Origin of the sequence: Streptomyces sp. NPDC057900 (assembly GCF_042887885.1) — a bacterium.
Classification (GTDB): Bacteria; Actinomycetota; Actinomycetes; order Streptomycetales; family Streptomycetaceae; genus Streptomyces.
On record NZ_JBHVOI010000001.1, the window covers coordinates 830339 to 849212 of the forward strand.

At 71.2% G+C, this 18874-nt stretch carries 17 protein-coding genes and 1 pseudogene; 7 read left to right on the top strand and 11 right to left on the bottom strand.

The window, feature by feature from the left end; translation table 11 throughout:
* Positions 1–259 precede the first annotated feature (259 nt).
* The 7 genes from ACFVQ0_RS03380 to ACFVQ0_RS03410 form a co-directional block, all read right to left on the bottom strand.
* Positions 260–1045 (bottom strand): ABC transporter ATP-binding protein, encoded by a 786-nt coding sequence (locus tag ACFVQ0_RS03380; RefSeq protein WP_123530546.1) that lies wholly within the window; start codon positions 1043–1045, stop codon positions 260–262.
* A complete protein-coding gene (locus ACFVQ0_RS03385; RefSeq protein WP_390084081.1) occupies positions 1038–1967 on the bottom strand; it encodes an ABC transporter permease in 930 nt (309 codons plus the stop codon). Before ACFVQ0_RS03385 ends, ACFVQ0_RS03380 begins: the two co-directional genes overlap by 8 nt.
* Before the next feature lie 106 nt (positions 1968–2073).
* Positions 2074–2946, bottom strand: coding sequence for a glycosyltransferase family 2 protein (locus ACFVQ0_RS03390; RefSeq protein WP_390085362.1), 873 nt, complete (start codon positions 2944–2946; stop codon positions 2074–2076).
* A gap of 8 nt (positions 2947–2954) precedes the next feature.
* The gene (locus ACFVQ0_RS03395) at positions 2955–3734 is read right to left on the bottom strand and encodes a CDP-alcohol phosphatidyltransferase family protein (protein ID WP_390084083.1); all 780 of its coding nucleotides are present in this window, start codon (positions 3732–3734) and stop codon (positions 2955–2957) included.
* Positions 3712–4773: an iron-containing alcohol dehydrogenase family protein gene (locus tag ACFVQ0_RS03400; protein WP_024490009.1), complete on the bottom strand. Its 1062-nt coding sequence runs from the start codon at positions 4771–4773 to the stop codon at positions 3712–3714. Before ACFVQ0_RS03400 ends, ACFVQ0_RS03395 begins: the two co-directional genes overlap by 23 nt.
* Positions 4761–5498 carry a sugar phosphate nucleotidyltransferase gene (locus ACFVQ0_RS03405; protein ID WP_390084085.1) on the bottom strand — a complete coding sequence of 246 codons (738 nt, stop codon included), beginning with the start codon at positions 5496–5498 and terminating at the stop codon, positions 4761–4763. The genes ACFVQ0_RS03400 and ACFVQ0_RS03405 overlap by 13 nt, the downstream gene beginning before the upstream one ends.
* Positions 5495–7297: a DUF5941 domain-containing protein gene (locus ACFVQ0_RS03410; RefSeq protein ID WP_390084087.1), complete on the bottom strand. Its 1803-nt coding sequence runs from the start codon at positions 7295–7297 to the stop codon at positions 5495–5497. The genes ACFVQ0_RS03405 and ACFVQ0_RS03410 overlap by 4 nt, the downstream gene beginning before the upstream one ends.
* Positions 7298–7569: 272 nt before the next feature.
* Here ACFVQ0_RS03410 and galE point away from each other — a divergent pair, with 272 nt between their 5' ends.
* The 4 genes and pseudogenes from galE (at position 7570) to idi (ending at position 11032) form a co-directional block, all read left to right on the top strand.
* Positions 7570–8553, top strand: a complete 984-nt coding sequence (gene galE / locus ACFVQ0_RS03415) for a UDP-glucose 4-epimerase GalE (protein ID WP_390084089.1) — start codon at positions 7570–7572, stop codon at positions 8551–8553.
* Between the two features lie 167 nt (positions 8554–8720).
* Positions 8721–9662: a cation diffusion facilitator family transporter gene (locus tag ACFVQ0_RS03420; protein ID WP_390084091.1), complete on the top strand. Its 942-nt coding sequence runs from the start codon at positions 8721–8723 to the stop codon at positions 9660–9662.
* Between the two features lie 124 nt (positions 9663–9786).
* A pseudogene (locus tag ACFVQ0_RS03425) lies at positions 9787–10287 on the top strand (GNAT family N-acetyltransferase); the annotation flags it as partial.
* Positions 10288–10438: 151 nt separating this feature from the next.
* Positions 10439–11032 (top strand): isopentenyl-diphosphate Delta-isomerase, encoded by a 594-nt coding sequence (gene idi, locus ACFVQ0_RS03430; protein ID WP_311301988.1) that lies wholly within the window; start codon positions 10439–10441, stop codon positions 11030–11032.
* A 32-nt stretch (positions 11033–11064) separates the two neighbouring features.
* Here the strand turns inward: idi and ACFVQ0_RS03435 are convergent, their stop codons facing one another.
* Positions 11065–11520 carry an ATP-binding protein gene (locus tag ACFVQ0_RS03435; RefSeq protein WP_390084093.1) on the bottom strand — a complete coding sequence of 152 codons (456 nt, stop codon included), beginning with the start codon at positions 11518–11520 and terminating at the stop codon, positions 11065–11067.
* Positions 11521–11654: 134 nt separating this feature from the next.
* Entirely contained in the window at positions 11655–12293 is a 639-nt protein-coding gene (locus tag ACFVQ0_RS03440) for an HdeD family acid-resistance protein (RefSeq protein WP_390084095.1), read from the bottom strand.
* 80 nt (positions 12294–12373) lie between these two features.
* On the opposite strand from ACFVQ0_RS03440, the gene ACFVQ0_RS03445 reads away from it, so the two are divergent.
* Positions 12374–13132, top strand: coding sequence for an enoyl-CoA hydratase/isomerase family protein (locus ACFVQ0_RS03445; RefSeq protein ID WP_390084097.1), 759 nt, complete (start codon positions 12374–12376; stop codon positions 13130–13132).
* A 217-nt stretch (positions 13133–13349) separates the two neighbouring features.
* On the opposite strand, the gene ACFVQ0_RS03450 is transcribed toward ACFVQ0_RS03445, so the two are convergent.
* Both ACFVQ0_RS03450 and ACFVQ0_RS03455 read right to left on the bottom strand, forming a co-directional pair.
* A complete protein-coding gene (locus ACFVQ0_RS03450) occupies positions 13350–13985 on the bottom strand; it encodes a DJ-1/PfpI family protein (RefSeq protein ID WP_390084099.1) in 636 nt (211 codons plus the stop codon).
* A gap of 19 nt (positions 13986–14004) precedes the next feature.
* Positions 14005–14994, bottom strand: a complete 990-nt coding sequence (locus ACFVQ0_RS03455) for a GlxA family transcriptional regulator (RefSeq protein ID WP_390084101.1) — start codon at positions 14992–14994, stop codon at positions 14005–14007.
* A 133-nt stretch (positions 14995–15127) separates the two neighbouring features.
* On the opposite strand from ACFVQ0_RS03455, the gene ACFVQ0_RS03460 reads away from it, so the two are divergent.
* On the top strand, positions 15128–15985 hold the full coding sequence (locus ACFVQ0_RS03460) for a hypothetical protein (RefSeq protein ID WP_390084102.1): 858 nt from the start codon (positions 15128–15130) through the stop codon (positions 15983–15985).
* A gap of 156 nt (positions 15986–16141) precedes the next feature.
* The gene (locus ACFVQ0_RS03465; protein ID WP_390084104.1) at positions 16142–18607 is read left to right on the top strand and encodes a Tex family protein; all 2466 of its coding nucleotides are present in this window, start codon (positions 16142–16144) and stop codon (positions 18605–18607) included.
* The last annotated feature ends 267 nt before the right edge of the window (positions 18608–18874 follow it).

Genomic DNA, 18874 nt, shown 5'->3' on the forward strand with positions numbered 1-18874 from the left:
GAATCAGCACCGGTACAGCTTACGTTGTACAACGCTCATCGATACGCCGGGGTGCGGGACACGTGAGGAGTGTGCGCCGTGCCGTGCCAACTTTCCCCGCGCGTCATTGAATTGACGTCATCCGGCGGGAGGAGATCTTGCCGGACGACGTACGACGAGCCGTGGAGGTGCGGCGTCCGGTCGGCGGTCCGGACACGCGCCGCGGCCCCCGTCGGAGAGCTCCGACGGGGGCCGCGGCGGTGCGCGGGGCGGGGCGGCGCTACTTGCCGGTCTCCCGCTCGTACGCCTTCAGGACCTCTTCTGTCGGGCCGTCCATCAGCAGTTCGCCCTTCTCCAGCCACAGCACCCGGTCGCAGGTGTCCCTGATCGACTTGTTGCTGTGACTGACCAGGAAGACGGTGCCGGCCTCCTTGCGGAGCTCCCGGATGCGCGCCTCTGAGCGGATCTGGAACTTGCGGTCACCGGTCGCCAGCGCCTCGTCGATCATGAGGACGTCGTGGTTCTTGGCGGCGGCGATCGAGAACCGCAGCCGGGCCGCCATGCCGGAGGAGTACGTCCGCATCGGCAGGGTGATGAAGTCGCCCTTCTCGTTGATCCCGGAGAAGTCGACGATGTCCTGGTACCGCTCCCGGATCTCCTCGCGGCTCATCCCCATGGCGAGTCCGCCCAGGACGACATTGCGCTCGCCGGTCAGGTCGCTCATCAGCGCCGCGTTCACCCCGAGCAGCGAGGGCTGGCCGTCGGTGTAGACCTTGCCGCGCTCGGTCGGCAGCAGCCCCGCGATGGCCCGCAGCAAGGTCGATTTACCGGAGCCGTTGGTCCCGATGAGACCGATCGCCTCGCCCCGGTAGGAGGTGAAGGACACGCCGCGCACGGCGTGCACCTTGCGGATCCCGCGCTCCTCGCCCTTGCCGCGGCGCAGTATCCGGCTCAGTGCCGCGGTGGCGCCGCCCTTGCCACCGCCGCCGCCGTTGACGCGGTACACGATGTGCACATCGTCGGCGATCACGGTGGGGACGCGCCCCCCGGTGTTGTCCTCAGCCACGGCCGTACCGTTCCTCTGCCTTCCAGAAGTACACGAATCCCGCGATGCCCACCAGGAGCGCCCAGGCGACCCCGACCAGCCAGACGTGCGACGGCAGGTTCTCGGAACCGTAGCCGTCGATCATCGCGAACCGGACCAGGTCCATATAGATGGCCGCGGGGTTGTACTGCAGCACATCAGCGATCCAGGACGGCTTGTCCGCGAGCATCACCGGGATGGAGAACATGACGCCCGACGCGTACATCCAGGTTCGCATGATGAACGGCATCAGCTGCGCCAGGTCGGGGGTCTTGGCACCGAGCCTCGCCATGATCAGCGCCAGGCCGGTGTTGAAGAAGAACTGCATCACCAGAGCGGGAACCACCAGCAGCCACGAGAGCCGCGGGTAGCTGCCGAACGCGACGGTCACCGCGACCAGCACGATCATCGAGTACAGCAGCTGCTGGAGCTGCTGGAGCGAGAAGGAGATGGGCAGCGAGGCACGGGGGAAGTGCAGCGCGCGGACCAGACCGAGGTTGCCGGCGATGGCCCGGACGCCCGCCATCACGGAGCTCTGGGTGAAGGTGAAGACAAAGACCCCGGTCACCAGGAACGGGATGAAGACATCCTGCGGAATCCCCCTCTTCGTACCGAGGATCAGTCCGAAGATGATGAAGTAGACCGCGGCGTTCAGGAGCGGGGTGGCCACCTGCCACAGCTGGCCCAGTTTCGCCTGGCTGTACTGAGCGGTCAGCTTCGCCCGGGAGAACGCCATGATGAAGTGGCGTCGCCCGCGGAGCTGGCGCACGTACTCGAAGAGCCCCGGCCGGGCTCCGCTCACCGTCAGACCGTACTTGGCTGCCAGCTCGGCCGAGCTCAGGCCGTCGTCTGCCGATGGCGGGGTGCTCAGGGCGACCGCACCATCATGGGTTGTGTCACTCACCAGATAAGACTCTCGTATTCAAAATGCGCAGCCAGTCGCGGGCGCGGCTCAGGGCGGACAGGTCCCGAATAGAAAAATACGCCTCATGGTCCCAGAGGCGAGCCTCTCAGATGACCGGAGGGCGGCCTAGTCGCGTCAGCCGCCACACCGTGCGCCACTTCATGGGGCGTCGCGGTCCGCAGGGCTTCGACCAGCCTTCCCGGAAGCCGCCGAACCAGGCCTTGAGCGCCGGGCCGGACGGCCTGCGGAGCAGGGTCAGCAGCAGCCACACGCCGAGGTACACGGGGACCAGGGGCGCGGGCAGGTTGCGGCGGGCCAGCCAGACCCGGTTGCGGGCCACCATGCGGTGGTAGACGGCATGCCGGGACGGGGCGGTGGTGGGGTGGTTCAGCACCATGTCGGCGCGGTAGTCGATCAGCCAGCCGGCGTCCAGCGCCCGCCAGGCCAGATCGGTCTCCTCGTGCGCGTAGAAGAAGTCGCCCGGCAGCGGGCCGACCTCCGCGATGACCCGGGTGCGTACGGCGTTGGCGCCGCCGAGGAACGTCGTCACCCGGGACGAGCGCAGCGGGTCGGCCGCCCGCAGCCTCGGCACATGGCGGCGCTGGGTCTCGCCGGTGTCCGGGTCGGCGATCCGGAAGCTGATGATGCCGAGCTTGGAATCGGCCTCGAAGGCCTGCCGGCAGAGCTCGGCGGTGTCGGTGAGCGGCAGCAGTCCGTCGTCGTCCAGGAACAGCAGGGCGTCCACGTCGGCACCGGAGGGCCCGAAGGCCTCGATGCCGACGTTGCGGCCGCCGGGGATGCCCAGGTTCTCGGGCAGCTCGACGGTGCGCACGCCCGCGGGGACGTCCGGTACCGGGGAACCGTTGCCGACGACGACCACCTCGATCCGGTCGCCCTTCTGCGCGGCGACCGAATCGAGCAGGGCACGCAGCTCGGCCGGGCGGTTGCCCATCGTGATGATGACCGCGCCGAGTTTCATGGGGGTGCTCACTTCAGCCTGCTCGATGCCAGGACCGACACGAGGTGGAGGAGGGTCTGCAGCAGGGCGATGCCGGCCAGCACCGCGACCGCGAGGCGGCTGAAGAAGAGGTCGTCGCGGACCGCGTCCAGAACGGCCGCGACCAGGATCACCAGCGAGGCCTCGACGCACAGGATCAGCCGGTGGAACTTGAGGGCACCGGCCGCCCGGCGGGCGAACGCCATGCCGGACGAGCGCGGCTCGGACGCCGCCTCCTTGACCGGCGGCAGCCCGCCCTGGTGGCGTGCGACCCCGACCAGGTCGGTCTCGGCCTTGATCAGGATGGCGCCCAGCGCCGCGAGCGTCCCGAGGAAGGCCCAGAGCCAGTCGATCCGTCCGCTGCCCCACAGGTCGGCGGCGCGCAGGCCGAAGCCGACCAGCACGGCGGCGTCGCAGAGGTAGGCGCCCACCCGGTCCAGGTAGACCCCGCCCAGCGAGAACTGCTTCTTCCAGCGGGCCAGCTCGCCGTCGACGCAGTCGAGCAGCAGGTAGAGCTGGACCATGACCACGCCGAGCAGCGCGCCCGTGATGCCCGGAACGAGCAGGGCCGGTGCGGCGAGCACACCCGCGATGGTCATCAGGTACGTCAGCTGGTTGGGCGTGACCTTGGTGTTCACCAGGTACCGGTCCACACGCAGCGAGACCTCGCGCATGTATATCCGGCCCGCCCAGTGTTCACCGCTGCGCCGGTCCTTGACGCCCGGGGGGTGAACGACAGGACGGAGTTCAGCTACTGATGGTCTTGGCATAGTCGGCGTACGCGTCCCTGATCTGGTCGGTGGACAGGCTGAGGTGTTCCAGGACCGTGAAGCGTCCCGGACGGGTCTGCGGGGCGTAGTCGACGGCCTGGACGAACTCGTCGGCGGTGAAGCCGATCTCCGTGGGCAGGACCGGAAGGCCGTGCCGGCGCAGGACCTCCGCGAAGAGCCCGGACTCCTCGCGGGCTCCGCGCAGGTGCATGGCGAAGGCCGCGCCGAGGCCGACTTGCTCGCCGTGGCTCGCGGCCCGCTTGGGGAAGAGCAGGTCGAAGGCGTGGCTGATCTCGTGGCAGGCGCCGGACGAGGGGCGGGTGTCGCCGCTGATCGAGATGGCGATACCGGAGAGCACCAGCGACTCCGCGAGAACGGTGAGGAACTCGTCGTCCGCGACGGTGCCCGGGTGGCGCAGCACCGCCTCGCCGGCGGTACGGGCCATGGCCGCGGCCAGTCCGTCGATCTGCTCGTCGTTGACCTGGTGGGAGAGTTCCCAGTCGGCGATCGCGGAGATGTTGGAGATCGCGTCGCCGATGCCGGAGCGCACGAAGCGGTCCGGGGCCTCCCGGATCACCGAGAGGTCGATGACCATGGCGATCGGCATCGGGACGCCGTAGGAGCCGCGCCCGTTGTCGTTGTCCAGGGTCGCGACGGGTGAGCAGAGGCCGTCGTGGGCGAGGTTCGTGGCGACGGAGACCAGCGGCAGGCCGACCCGGGCCGCGGCGTACTTCGCCACGTCGATGATCTTGCCGCCGCCGAGACCGACCACCGCGTCGTACCGCTTGCCCTTGATGTCGTCGGCCAGCTGTACGGCGGCGTCGATGTTGCCGCCCGGCACGCAGTACCAGTCGGCGCCGGGCAGGGCGGGTGCGAGCTTCTCGCGCAGGGCCTGCCCCGAGCCGCCGCTGATCGCGATCGCGAGCTTGCCGGACGCGGAGATCCGCTGGTCCGCGAGGAGGCCGGCCAGGTCGTCCATCGCGCCCCGGCTGATGTCGACGAAGACCGGGGAGGGGATGAGCCGGGTCAGTACTGGCACGCGATCTCCCGGCCCTTCGCGAGGTCGTCGTGGTTGTCGATCTCGACCCAGGTGACCTCGCCGATGGGCGCGACGTCGACGGTGAAGCCCCGGTTGACGAGCTCCTGGTAGCCGTCCTCGTAGTAGAGGTCCGGGTCGCGCTCGAAGGTCGCCTTGAGCGCGTCGGCCAGCTCCTCGGCGGCCTCGGCCTCGATGAGGGTGACACCGATGTACTCGCCGGTGGCGGTGGCCGGGTCCATCAGCTTGGTGATCCGCCGGACCCCCTTGCCCTCCTCCGTGATGACCTTCATCTCCTCGTCGGCGAGGTTCTTCACCGTGTCGAGGGCGAGGATGATCTTCTGGCCCTTGCCGCGCGCGTCCAGCAGCGTCCGCTCCACGGACACCGGGTGCACGGTGTCGCCGTTGGCGAGGATCACGCCGCGCTTGAGGACCTCGCGGGCGCACCACAGGGAGTAGGCGTTGTTCCACTCCTCGGCCTTGTCGTTGTCGACGAGGACGATCTTGAGGCCGTACTTCGCCTCCAGTTCCTCCTTGCGGTCGTAGACGGCTTCCTTGCGGTAGCCGACGACGATCGCGACCTCGGTGAGGCCGATCTCCGCGAAGTTGGCCAGCGTGAGATCGAGGACGGTCTTCTCGCCGTCCACCGGCACGAGGGCCTTGGGGAGCGTGTCGGTGTAGGGGCGCAGGCGCCGTCCCGCGCCCGCTGCCAGTACGAGGCCGATCATGCGGGTTCTCCTTCGTCGTGAACGGCGGGTGCCCCGGAGGACACCCAGAAGCGGATGGACTCCACCAGCACGACCAGGGCCACGGCCACCGCGAGAGCGGTGAGTGCCACGGTGAAGCCGGCGGCCCCGGTGAACACGGCCGCGAGTACGGCCACCGCCAGGACCCGGCCTTCGTGCCCGCCGATCGTGCGCACCAGCCACTGGGGCGGCGCGCCGCTGTCGCCGCGGATGCGGTACACCGTGTCGTAGTGATGGTAGGCGACCGCCGATACGAGCCCGAAGGCCGCGGGAAGCGCTCCGTCTATGTCGCTGCGGGCGGCCAGCGCGAGGATCGTGCAGTACTCGGCCGCCCGGAAGACCGGGGGTACGAGCCAGTCGAGTGCGCCCAGGAGCGGGCGGGCGACGGCTACACCGGAGCAGACCGTGTAGAAGACCGCGGCGACGACCATCTGCCGGCTGCCGAACGGCTGCTGGAGCGCGGCCGCGATCAGCGCGCCGGCGCCGACGATCGCCACCACCGGGGCGGTCCAGGCGCCCCGGATCCGGGGGCTGACAGCCGCCACCAGCTGGGCGAACGGGCCGGAGTCCGCGAGGTCCGCGAGTGCCTGCGCGGCCCGGGGCGTACGCCGGGCCTTGCGGGTCAGCGAGCGCAGCAGCCGGCCCGCCGTGGTGTAGCAGGCCGCGAAGGCGCAGCCGACGAGCAGCGCGTAGAAGACGATCCGGGGCGTGGTGAACGCGGTCAGTACGGCGATCATCGCCCAGCGTTCACCGATCGGGAGCACGATCATCCGGCGTATCCACACCGTCCAGGAGACGCTGTCGAGCTTGTCGGAGAGGGCGGCCGTGGGGCTGGAGTTCGCCACCGCGTCGTGGTTGGCCTCGTTGAACGAGAAGTCGATGACGTGCCGGCAGGACTGGAGCACCATCGCGCCGAGCGCCAGTACCCAGACGTCGTCGCCGCCCCGGGCCGCGCCGAGTGCGAGGCCCGCGTAGTAGGCGTACTCCTTGGCGCGGTCGAAGGTGGCGTCCAGCCAGGCGCCCAGGGTCGAGTACTGGAGCGAGTAGCGGGCGAGCTGCCCGTCGGTGCAGTCCAGGACGAAGGAGAAGAGCAGCAGCAGTCCGGCGGCGACGTATCCGCCGCGGGTGCCGGTGGCCGCGCAGCCTGCCGCGATCAGCGCGGTCAGCAGCGACGCGGTCGTGACCTGGTTCGGGGTGAATCCGCGGCGCGCGCACCAGCGGGCGAGGTAGCGCGAGTACGGGCTGATGCAGTACGTGGTGAAGAAGCCGTCGCGGGCCTTCACGGCGCTGCGCAGCCGGATCGCCTCGTCGTCGACGGCGGCGACCGAGGCGAGCGCGGCGGCGCGGCCGGCCTCGTCGGCCGGGACGGCCGCGACGAGCGAGCCGAGCTCCGGTCGCTGCACCCCGGTGCCCTCCGCGTCCAGCATGGCCGCGAGCCGGCCGGGCACGGTGCGGTCGGTGGCCGTGACGGTGTCGCCGGGCGGGCCGGTGGGGGCGCCCGCGCCGACCGCCTCGCCGGCGCCGCTCAGGGCGTCGGCGAGGGCGGCACGCGCCTCGGGCCGCACGGTGAGTGCGCCGGGCACGGTGACGGCGGGGTAGCGGGGGTCGGTCAGTCCGAGCCGCAGGGCGTGGACATGGCCGACGAAACGGGAGTCGACGAGCGCGACCCGGCTGTCGGCGGGGACGACTGACAGCAGCCGCGCGGCCTCACTGACATCGGCGGCGGCCTGTACGTCGAAGCCCAGTGACCGCAGATCGCCCTCGATGGACGATCCGGGCACCGGAGCACCTGTGAGAATGGCGGTCGACAGACGAACTCACTCCTTGGTGCTGACACGGGTCGGCGCACGGCGGTACGGCCCCGATACGGGCCGGCGGCATGTCGGCAGAGGCTATCGGATGAACGGAAGCGGGAATTCACTGCCCGTTTGAGCTCCGTTCCGGGCGGGCCGGGATCATACGGCGCCACCCGCGATCATCATCGTCGATGGCTGCCCGGCCTGACAAAACGCGGCGGGAACGGGCCTGTGGGACAGCGCTTAGTCTGACCCGCATGACATGGCTGATCACAGGCGGAGCGGGATATATCGGAGCACATGTGGTGCGGGCCATGAAGGGGGCCGGTGAGCGGGTGGTCGTTCTCGACGACCTCTCGTCCGGCAACCCGGACCGGCTGCCCGCCGACGTCCCGCTGGTCCGGGGCGCGACGGCCGACCGCGCACTGCTGGACCGGGTGCTGGCCGAGCACGGGGTGAGCGGTGTGATCCATCTCGCGGCGAAGAAGCAGGTCGGGGAGTCCGTCGAGAAGCCGCTCCTGTACTACCGGGAGAACATCGGCGCGCTGACCGTCCTGCTGGAGGCCGTCGCGGCCGCCGGGGTGCGGCGCTTCCTGTTCTCCTCCTCGGCCGCGGTGTACGGCGTACCGGAGGCGGAGCTGATCACGGAGGAGGCTCCCTGCGTCCCGATCAACCCGTACGGGGAGACCAAGCTCGCCGGGGAGTGGCTGGTGCGGGCCGCCGGGCGGGCACACGGGCTGTCCACCGGCTGCCTGCGCTACTTCAACGTGGCGGGCGCGGCCGCGCCGGAGCTCTGCGACACCGGCGTCTTCAACGTGATCCCGATGTTCTTCGACCGGCTGACCCGCGGCGAGACCCCGATGATCTTCGGTGACGACTACGCGACGCCGGACGGCACCTGCATCCGCGACTACATCCACGTGGCCGACCTGGCCGACGCGCACCTGGCCGTCGCCCGGTCGCTCACCGCCCAGGACGGCCCCGGGGACCTCACCGTCAACATCGGTCGCGGCGAGGGCGTCTCCGTGCGCGAGCTGGCCGCTCTGGTGGCGGAGGTCACCGGTCTCGACCGGAAGCCCGAGTTCGGACCCCGGCGCCCCGGGGACGCCTCGAAGGCGGTCGCTTCCTGCGACCGGATCTCCGGGGAGCTGGGCTGGGCGGCCCGGCGCGGGGTCCGCGAGATGGTCGAGTCGGCCTGGCGGGGCTGGCTGCTGCACCACCCCGCCCCGACTGCTCCCTGAGCCGTTGCGCGGGCCGTCCGCCGCTCTGACCTGCGAGCATTTCCGCAGGTCAGAGTAGTTGGCAACGGTGTTCACTGCCGTGTTGCCCGATACCCCCCGCCCGTAGTTCACTGGCTTTGTCCGGGGCGAATCGGCCCCGGTCCGCGCGACGACCGGGAGGCGTCCCCATGGGGGCTGGGCACGACCACGGACACACGCACGGCGGCCCCGCACCGACCGGCACGGCGGCCGCCGCGTACCAGGGGCGGCTGCGGATCGCGCTGGGCATCACGCTCACCGTGACGGTCATGGAGATCGTCGGCGGACTGGTCTCCGGTTCCCTGGCGCTGATCGCCGACGCGGCCCATATGGCGACCGACGCGCTCGGTCTGGGCATGGCACTGCTGGCGATCCACTTCGCCAACAGACCGGCCGGCCCCAACCGCACCTTCGGCTACGCCCGCGCCGAGATCCTCGCCGCGCTGGCAAACTGTCTGCTGCTGCTCGGGGTCGGCGGCTACCTCCTGTTCGAGGCGGTGGAGCGCTTCGTCAGCCCGGCCGAGACCAGGGGCGGGCTGACGATCGCCTTTGCCCTGGTCGGCCTGGTGGCGAACATGGTGTCGCTGTCGCTGCTGATGCGCGGGCAGAAGGACAGCCTCAACGTCCGGGGCGCCTACCTGGAGGTGCTCGCGGACACCCTCGGCTCTGTGACCGTGCTGATCTCGGCGGGCATCATCCTGGCGACCGGCTGGCAGGCCGCCGACCCGATCGCCTCGCTGCTCATCGGCCTCATGATCGTCCCGCGTACGGTGAAGCTGCTCAGGGAGACGCTGAACGTCCTGCTGGAGTCGGCGCCCAAGGGTGTCGACATGGGTGAGGTGCGCGACCACATCACGGCGCTGCCCGGGGTGCTGGACGTCCACGACCTCCATGCCTGGACGATCACCTCCGGCATGCCGGTGCTCTCCGCCCATGTGGTGGTGCACCAGGAGCTGCTCGACTCGATCGGGCACGAGAAGCTCCTGCACGAGCTCCAGGGCTGTCTCGGCGACCACTTCGACGTCGAGCACTGCACCTTCCAGCTGGAGCCGAGCGGGCACGCGGAGCACGAGGCGAAGCTGTGCCGCTGAGCCGCCGAAGCCCCTGAGCCGAGTGCGGCGGCCCCCGCAAGGCCCCCGGAATCACCGATGTACGGTGGAATCCACTCTCGATCAAAGGTTCCTCACCTTGCCCCGCACCGATGACACCCTGCTCTGGACGACGCGCCCGGAGACGCCCTCCGACATCGTCGCCGTGCACGCGGTGAACGCCGCCGCGTTCGAAACGCCGGCGGAGGCCGATCTGGTCGACGCCCTGCGCCGGGACCCGGCGGCCTGGCTGCCCGGTCTCTCCTTCGTCGCGGAGGCGGCCGACGGATCGGTGGCCGCCCACGCCCTGCTGACCCGCTGCCTGGTCGGGGGCGCTCCGGCGCTGGCCCTCGCCCCGGTGGCCACGGCGCCCGAGTGGCAACGCCGGGGCGCCGGGCAGGCCGTGGTGCGGGCCGTGCTCGACGCGGCGCGGGCGCGGGCGGAGTCGCTTGTCCTGGTGCTCGGACACCCCGAGTACTACCCGAGGTTCGGCTTCGTGCCCGCCTCGCGGTACGGCATCCGGCCGGGCTTCGAGGTGCCGGACGAGGCGATGATGGCACTGGTTCTCGATGATTCCGGGCCGGTGCCCCGGGGCATGATCCAATATCCGGCGGCGTTCGGGGTCTGACGTGCGGGTCCGGACCCGTGGGGCGCCCGCGTGGCGCCGCCGGACTGGACATGCCAGGGCCCGAAGTGCAGACAAGCCGCTTTTGTACGGCAGACTTGCGCAGACTCGACGGGACCGGCGCACGGGGCCGGGACCACAGCGAAGGATGGGTATGCCGACCACACCAGCCACCGCGGCGAACAGCTCGTCGAACGGCACAGCAGAAGCGATCATGCTCGAACTGGTCGATGAGAACGGCACCACCATCGGCACGGCGGAGAAGCTCGCTGCCCACCAGGCACCCGGCCAACTGCACCGCGCTTTCTCGGTGTTCCTCTTCGACGAGCAGGGCCGGATGCTGTTGCAGCGGCGCGCACCGGGGAAGTACCACTCCCCCGGTGTCTGGTCCAACACCTGCTGCGGTCACCCGTATCCGGGCGAGGCGCCCTTCGCCGCCGCCGCCCGGCGGACGTACGAGGAGCTGGGCATCTCCCCCTCGCTGCTGGCCGAGGCGGGCACCGTCCGCTACAACCACCCGGACCCCGCCTCCGGGCTGGTGGAGCAGGAGTTCAACCACCTCTTCGTGGGCATGGCGCAGGAGCGGCTGCGGCCGGATCCGGAGGAGGTGGGCGAGACGGCCTTCGTATCGGCCGGGGAGCTGGCCGAACGGCATGCGGCGGCGCCGTTCTCGGCGTGGTTCATGACGGTGCTGGACGCCGCGCGTCCCGCGATCCGTGAGCTGACCGGCCCGGCGGCCGGCTGGTAGACGGGGCGATCGCAGGGAGGCGGAGGGGCCGGTCAGAGGCGCGTGGTGAGCGGCAGCACCGCCCAGATGACCTTTCCGCCGCCCGCGGTGTGCTCCACGTCGCAGGCTCCGCCGGCCTCCCTGGTGATCTCCCGTACCAGCAGCAGTCCGCGCCCGCCCGTCTGCGCGTAGTCGGTCTCCAGCGCCGTCGGACGGTACGGGTGGTTGTCCTCGACGGACACCCGTACCCAGTCGGCGCCCACGGCCACCTCCACGGCGAGTTCCGGGGAGAGCAGCGCCGCGTGCTTCACGGCGTTGGTGACCAGCTCGGAGACGATGAGCAGCAGCCCCTGGGCGATGTCGTCGTCCAGGGGCACGCCCTGGCGGTCCAGCAGGTCGCGTACGGCGTGCCTGGCCCGGGGTACGGAGACATCCGTGGCCGGGGCGGTGAACCGCCACACCCCTTCGTACGACACGGGCCCGGCGGGGACACTCCCGCGGCTCTCCATAGACCGGTACCCGCTCTCCACTCGATGGTGACAGCACGTCGAGTACAGGGTGCGGGGCGTAGTCGGTCCGGTCCGTACCACTGAACAGAAGTCGACTTCTATCGACAGCATTTGACCGGATAGCTTTGGATATGTCAGCCGTCGGACCGCTTTTGCTCATCCGTTGAAGGCTGCTCCTGCCCCGTCCGGTCCGGCCCCAGCTGGTCCGAGACCATCGAGACGATCCGGCGGCCGCCCACACCGATCGCGATGAGTCCGAGTCCGTCGAAGAGCAGCGCGAGCGAGAAGAAGCAGCCGAGCACATAGAGGCTGCTGTGCGGCCAGTCGAAGAGGACCAGCAGGCCCAGCAGCAGCCCGAAGGCGCCCTGGAGCAGGGTCCAGCCGAACTGCGGGCCGCGCACCACGACACTGCCGACGAGGCGGAACACCCCACCGGTCAGGAAGAGCAGCGCGGCGAACATCGTCAGCGCCTCCGCCGTGCCGTGCGGATGGCGGATGACCACGACCCCGGCGGCGATGTTCAGGGCGGCGACCACCACGCCCAGCCAGAAGTAGTTGGTGCCGCGCGACTGGATCGCGTGGAGCAGCCCGACCAGGCCGCCGATCAGCAGCAGCCAGCCGAAGAGGATCATCGAGGTGAGCGTCGCGACGCCGGTGTAGACGAGGCCGACCAGACCGGCGACGACGAGGACTGCTCCGAGCAGGGCCAGTCCGCTGAAACTGCGGCTGAGCTTCCTGCCCTCTTTAGCGGACTCTTTAGCGGAATCGGCCACCGGGAGCTCCTCGGGGTACGTGCCTGCTGCGTGACCCCTTCTTGATCATAGGTTCGAACGGTACGGATAGCATCCGGCGCATGGACCGTACGGAACCCCGGCTGGAGCTCACCGTCGCGGACGGCGTCGCCACCCTCGTCATCAGCAATCCCGCCAAGCGCAACGCCATGACGGCCGCGATGTGGCGCTCCGTGCCCGTACTGCTGGCGGAGCTGGCCGCCGACGCCTCGGTGCGGGTCCTGGTACTGACGGGCGCCGGGGAGACGTTCTGCGCGGGGGCCGACATCTCCTCGCTGCGCGATCCGGCGGGCGCCCCGCAGGGGCTCGCGGTGGCGGCGGAGGAGGCGCTGGCCGCCTTCCCCCGGCCCACGCTCGCCTCGGTTCGGGGCTACTGCGTGGGCGGCGGGAGCCAGCTGGCGGCGGCCTGCGATCTGCGGTTCGCGCAGGAGGGCGCGTCGTTCGGCGTCACCCCGGCCAAGCTCGGGATCGTCTACCCCGCGTCGTCGACCCGCCGGCTGGTCGCGCTGACGGGCCCGGCGACGGCGAAGCACCTGCTGTTCTCCGGTGAGCTGATCGGTACGGACCGGGCGCTGCGGACCGGGCTGGTCGACGAGGTGCTGCCGGCCGGCGAGCTGGACAAGCGGGTCGACGCCTACGCCCGGGTGCTGGTGTCCCGGTCGCGGCTGACCCAGGCGGCCGCGAAGGAGTTCGCCTCCGGGCGCGAGGACCGGGACGCCCACTGGGCGGACCAGGCGCGCCGCAGCGGCGACACCGCGGAGGGGGTCGCCGCCTTCCTGGAGCGGCGCGCGCCCCGTTTCACCTGGCCGTCCCGGGACTAGGGCGTGTTTTGAAAGTAGCGTCGTCCGCCCGAAGGGCGGGCCCGGCGGCGCCTGGTGCGTGCGATCGCAAGGCGCGGAAATGGTCTCGTAGCGGAGCTACTAGGGCATTTTCGCAACGCCGCGAGCGTGCGTGCCAGGCGCCGCCGGGCAGACGGGACTTTCAAAACACGCCCTAGGGCGTGTCCGCGGACTGGCGCTCCCCGCCGCCGCGGGACCGCTACCGAAGGACGTGGCGGCTCCTGGCGCGCCACTCCTCGACGACATCGGCCGGGGCCTTCGCCGGGGATCCGGCGTCGTACGGCGGCTGCGGGTCGTACTCGGTCAGCAGCTGGACCGACTGGGCGTGCCGGTCGCCGGCGATCCGGCCGAGCAGCGTGAGGCCCATGTCGATACCGGAAGAGACACCGGCGGCGGTGACGTACTTGCCGTCGGTGACGACGCGTTCTCCGGTCGGCTCCGCGCCGTACTCCTTCAGGGTGTCGAGGGCGAGCCAGTGCGAGGTGGCCCGCCGCCCCTCCAGGAGCCCGGCGGCCGCGAGCAGCAGTGAGCCGGTGCACACGGAGGTCGTCCAGGTGCTGGTGGCGTCGGCGGTGCGCAGCCAGCCGAGCAGGGTCTCGTCGGTCATCCGGGCGCTCTGCCCGGGGCCGCCGGGGACGATCACCAGATCGGGCGACGGGACGTCGTCGAGCGTCCGGTCGGCGACCAGGGACAGATTGCCGCTCTCGTTGCGCACGGGTCCGGTGCGCTCGGCGACGAAGACGGTCTCGGCGCCGGGGGCGCGGGACAGCATCTCGTAGGGTCCGACGGCGTCGAGCGCGGTGAAGCGGTCGAAGAGGACGATGGCGATCTGCATGGGACTGCCTGCCTTCCGGTCAGAGACCGATGGTGACGGGTCGGGTGGGTCCGGCCGGCGGCCGGGGCGCGAACCGCCTGCGGTATTCGGCGGGTGCGGTGCCCAGCGCCTTGACGAACGCGCGGCGCATCGCTTCCGGCGTGCCGTATCCGCAGCTCCGCGAGATGCCGGCGACACCGTCCGAGGTGTCCTCCAGCAGCCTGCGGGCCGCTTCGAGGCGGACGCGGTCGACGTACCGGCCGGGGGTCATGCCCGTCTCGGCCTGGAACGCGCGGGCGAAGTGGCGCGGCGAGAGCCGGGCGCGGGCGGCGAGGGCCTCGACGGACAGGTCCTCGCCGGGGTGTTCGGTGATCCAGTGCTGGACTTCGCGCAGCGGTTCGCGGCGGGCCGTCTGGGCGGTGAGCTGGGCGCTGAACTGGGACTGGTTCCCCGGTCTGCGCAGGAAGACCACCAGATGCCGGGCGACGGTGAGCGCCACGTCCCGGCCGTGGTCCTCCTCGACGAGTGCGAGGGCGAGGTCGATGCCCGCGGTGACCCCGGCGGAGGTGGCCAGCCTGCCGTCCCGTACGAAGATCGGTTCCGGGTCGACCTCGACGGCCGGATACGCGCGGGCCAGGTGGTCGCAGACCGTCCAGTGCGTGGTCACCCGGTGCCCGTCCAGCTGTCCGGCCTCGGCGAGCAGCAGGGCGCCGGTGCAGACGGAGACGAGCCGTTCCGCGCGCGGGGCGTGCTCGCGCAGCCACTCGACGAGGGCGGGCTCCGGGGCCCTGGTGCCCTGGCCGCCGGGGACGAGCAGCGTGTGCGCGGGTCCGGCGTCCGCGAGCCCGCTGTCGGGGACGAGCGTGAGGCCGCTCGACGAGCGGACCGGGGCGCCGTCCAGCGAGGCGGTGCGCAGCTCGTACGAGACCTCCGGAAACCGGGCGGCTCCGGCGAAGACCTCCATCGGGCCGCTCACATCGAGGCTCTGGACGCCGTCGAAGAGGACGACGAGCACGGATCGCTGCTTCATGTCCGCCATCCTGGGCCGCCTCCCGGATGGCCGCAATGACGGGATACCCACCTTTCCTGCCATGCCGGGCGCGACACAGATCACCGGCGCCCCGGGGTTCCAGCACGTACCGACCAGTCGGTAACGTGCGGGCATGAGTACTCTGCCTCCCCGTGCCGGACGCCGCTGCCACAACGTCGTCAACCCGGTCCACTCCTCGCTCTACTTCTCCCCCGACCTCGGCAAGGAGCTCGGCGCGCTCGGGGTCACCGATGCCCCCGCCGCGTACTTCGCCTCCCGCGCGGCCGCGATGGGCGCCGTCGGCCCGGGAACGGTCGCCGCGACCTTCTACAACTTCAACCACGAGCTCGTGGCCGCACACGTGCCCGCCGTCTGGGACACCGCCTCGCCGGAGGCCGTTCTCGCGGCGCGGCTGCGTGCCGCGGACTCGACGCTGCGGCGGCTCCTGGGCGAGGAGGTCATCGCCTCCCCCGAGCTGGCGGAGGCCGCACAGCTGGCCCTGCGCGCCGCGGAGGGCTGCACGCGACACGCCCGGCCGCTGTACGCGGCGCACGCCGACCTCCCGGTGCCGGAACAGCCGCACCTGGCGTACTGGCACGCGGCGACCCTGCTGCGCGAACACCGGGGTGACGCCCACCTCGCCGCCCTCCTCGCTGCCGAGCTCGACCCGGTCGAGGCCCTGGTCAGCCACACCGCCTCCGGCAAGGGCATGGCGCCGCGCTGGGTGCTGGCCACCCGCGGCTGGCGCCGCGGCGACTGGGAGGACGCCTCCGCGCGGCTGCGTGCGCGTGGACTGCTCACCGCCGAGGGCGAGTTGACGGAGGCGGGCACCGCGCTGCGGACCGGGCTCGAAGAGACCACGGACCGGATGGACCTCGCACCGTACGAGCACCTCGGCGGTGCGGGCGTGGCCCGGCTGACCGAGCTGGGAGGCGGGATTCTCCAGAAGGCGATGGCGGCGGGCGCGTTCCCGGCGGACCTCAGGGGATAGCCGGCCGGGCCGACGACGGCCCGTATGTGGAGTGGCCGGGCGACACGGCGCCCGGCCACCCGGCAGAATGCAGGCGAGTGGCCCGGGACCGGTCCGAACCGCGGACCCCGGGGCCCGACCAGCACAGCCAGTACGAGAAGGCGAGTCGGTAAAACCGTGACGACGTCCATCGAAGGCAGGATCGCCGAGGAGCTCGGCGTACGGGAGCGACAGGTGAAGGCGGCCGTCGAGCTGCTCGACGGCGGATCGACCGTGCCGTTCATCGCGCGCTACCGCAAGGAAGCGACCGAGATGCTCGACGACGCGCAGCTGCGCACGCTTGAGGAGCGGTTGCGGTATCTGCGGGAGCTGGAGGACCGCCGTGCCGCGATCCTCGAATCCGTACGGGAGCAGGGCAAGCTCGACAGCGCGCTGGAGGCGCGGATCCGGGCCGCCGACACGAAGGCGCGCCTTGAGGACATCTATCTGCCGTTCAAGCCGAAGCGGCGCACGAAGGCGCAGATCGCCCGGGAGGCCGGGCTCGAACCGCTCGCCTCCGGCCTGCTGGACGACCCCTCGGCGGATCCGCTCGTCGCGGCCTCGCCGTTCGTCGACGCGGACAAGGGCGTCGCGGACCCGGCGGCGGCCCTGGAGGGGGCGCGGGCCATCCTCGCCGAACGGTTCTCCGAGGACGCCGACCTCACCGGCGAGCTGCGCGAGCGCATGTGGACGCGGGGCCGGCTGGTGGCGAAGGTGCGGGACGGCAAGGAGGAGGCGGGCGCCAAGTTCGCGGACTACTTCGACTTCACCGAGCCGTTCACCGCACTGCCCTCGCACCGGGTGCTGGCGATGCTGCGGGGTGAGAAGGAGGACGTCCTCGACCTCGTCCTGGAGCCCGAGGAGCCGTCCGAGACGCCCGGCCCCTCGTCGTACGAGAACATGGTCGCCCGGCGCTTCGGGGTGAACGACCGGAACCGCCCCGGGGACAAGTGGCTGGCCGACACGGTGCGCTGGGCCTGGCGCACCCGGATCCTGGTGCACCTCGGCATCGACCTGCGGCTGCGGCTGCGCACGGCGGCGGAGGACGAGGCGGTACGCGTCTTCGCGTCGAACCTGCGCGATCTGCTGCTCGCCGCGCCGGCCGGGACGCGGGCCACGCTCGGGCTCGACCCGGGGTTCCGTACCGGGGTGAAGGTCGCCGTCGTCGACGCGACCGGCAAGGTCGTCGCCACCGATGTGATCCACCCGCACGTGCCCGCCAACAAGTGGGACCAGTCGCTGGCGAAGCTGGAGCAGCTGGCGAAGGCGCACGATGTCGATCTGATCGCGATCGGCAACGGCACGGCCTCGCGCGAGACGGACAAGCTCGCCGGTGAACTGTGCGATAAGCAACCGGAGTTGAAGCTCACCAAGGTGATGGTCTCCGAGGCCGGCGCCTCCGTGTACTCGGCGTCGGCCTTCGCTTCGCAGGAACTCCCCGACATGGACGTCTCGTTGCGTGGCGCCGTCTCGATCGCGCGCCGCCTCCAGGACCCCCTGGCGGAGCTGGTGAAGATCGACCCGAAGTCGATCGGGGTCGGCCAGTACCAGCACGACCTTTCCGAGGTGAAGCTGTCGCGCTCGCTCGACGCGGTCGTGGAGGACTGCGTGAACGGGGTCGGGGTCGACGTCAACACCGCCTCCGCGCCGCTGCTTTCGCGGGTCTCCGGGATCGGTTCCGGGCTCGCGGAGAACATCGTCGCGCACCGCGACACCAACGGCCCGTTCCGCTCCCGCAAGGGGCTCAAGGACGTGGCCAGGCTCGGCCCGAAGGCGTACGAGCAGTGCGCCGGCTTCCTGCGGATCCGGGGTGACGACCCGCTGGACGCGTCCAGCGTGCACCCGGAGGCGTACCCGGTGGTCCGGGCGATGGTGAAGCGGACGGGCGGCGACGTCGCGTCCCTGGTCGGCAACACGGATGTGCTGCGGTCGCTGCGGGCGGACGACTTCGTGGACGAGAAGTTCGGGCTGCCGACCGTGACCGACATCCTCAAGGAGCTGGAGAAGCCGGGGCGCGACCCGCGTCCGGCGTTCAAGACGGCCACCTTCAAGGAGGGCGTCGAGAAGATCGGCGACCTGGCGTCCGGGATGGTGCTGGAGGGGGTCGTGACGAACGTCGCGGCGTTCGGCGCGTTCGTGGACGTCGGGGTGCACCAGGACGGCCTGGTACACGTGTCCGCGATGTCGAGGACGTTCGTCAAGGATCCGCGTGACGTCGTGAAGCCGGGTGACGTCGTCAAGGTCAAGGTCATGGAGGTCGACATCCCGCGCAAGCGGATCTCGTTGACGCTGCGGCTGGACGACGAGGCCGGTGCGGGTCCGGGTGCGCGGGCCGGTTCCGGTTCCGGCCGTTCGGGGGGCGCGGGCGCCCCGGCCGGTGCGGGCGGCGAGCGGGGCGGCCGACCGCCGCGCCAGCGACAGGGCCAGAGCGGTCAGAGCGGCCAGAGCCAGGGCGGTCAGGGCGGCCAGGGGCGCGACCGGCGCGGCGGCGGCAACGGCGGCGGCCGGCAGTCCCCGGCCGCCACTCCGGCCAACGGGGCGATGGCCGACGCGCTTCGGCGGGCCGGGCTGCTGGACCCGAAGCAGGGCGGCAAGAAGCGGTAGCGGGAGCGCAAGCCCGCCCGGCTTATCGGGGCGGGGTGGGGAGAGTTCGCCGGAGGCGGCCTTCTCCCCACCCCGCCCTTTCGCATACCCAGGGGCATTTTCCGGCCGCCGGCCCGGGTACACCGACCGGCACCGACGCACGCTCTCGCGTCTGTTGGCCGCCTCGCACCCCGGCAGACCGCTCCCATGTCGGTATACCAAGTCGGTCTCAAGTGGCGATTCCATAGAAAAATTCTGTCGGCCGACTTGCCCGATTCGTACGCCAAA

Excerpts from the sequence above, each read along its gene's own strand:
- ACFVQ0_RS03455 (WP_390084101.1), bottom strand. The coding sequence starts at position 14,994 with ATGAAGCAGCGATCCGTGCTCGTCGTCCTCTTCGACGGCGTCCAGAGC.
- ACFVQ0_RS03460 (WP_390084102.1), top strand. The coding sequence starts at position 15,128 with ATGAGTACTCTGCCTCCCCGTGCCGGACGCCGCTGCCACAACGTCGTC.
- ACFVQ0_RS03420 (WP_390084091.1), top strand. The coding sequence starts at position 8,721 with ATGGGGGCTGGGCACGACCACGGACACACGCACGGCGGCCCCGCACCG.
- ACFVQ0_RS03405 (WP_390084085.1), bottom strand. The coding sequence starts at position 5,498 with ATGATCGGCCTCGTACTGGCAGCGGGCGCGGGACGGCGCCTGCGCCCC.
- ACFVQ0_RS03445 (WP_390084097.1), top strand. The coding sequence starts at position 12,374 with ATGGACCGTACGGAACCCCGGCTGGAGCTCACCGTCGCGGACGGCGTC.
- ACFVQ0_RS03390 (WP_390085362.1), bottom strand. The coding sequence starts at position 2,946 with ATGAAACTCGGCGCGGTCATCATCACGATGGGCAACCGCCCGGCCGAG.
- idi (WP_311301988.1), top strand. The coding sequence starts at position 10,439 with ATGCCGACCACACCAGCCACCGCGGCGAACAGCTCGTCGAACGGCACA.
- ACFVQ0_RS03395 (WP_390084083.1), bottom strand. The coding sequence starts at position 3,734 with ATGCCAAGACCATCAGTAGCTGAACTCCGTCCTGTCGTTCACCCCCCG.
- galE (WP_390084089.1), top strand. The coding sequence starts at position 7,570 with ATGACATGGCTGATCACAGGCGGAGCGGGATATATCGGAGCACATGTG.
- ACFVQ0_RS03435 (WP_390084093.1), bottom strand. The coding sequence starts at position 11,520 with ATGGAGAGCCGCGGGAGTGTCCCCGCCGGGCCCGTGTCGTACGAAGGG.
- ACFVQ0_RS03450 (WP_390084099.1), bottom strand. The coding sequence starts at position 13,985 with ATGCAGATCGCCATCGTCCTCTTCGACCGCTTCACCGCGCTCGACGCC.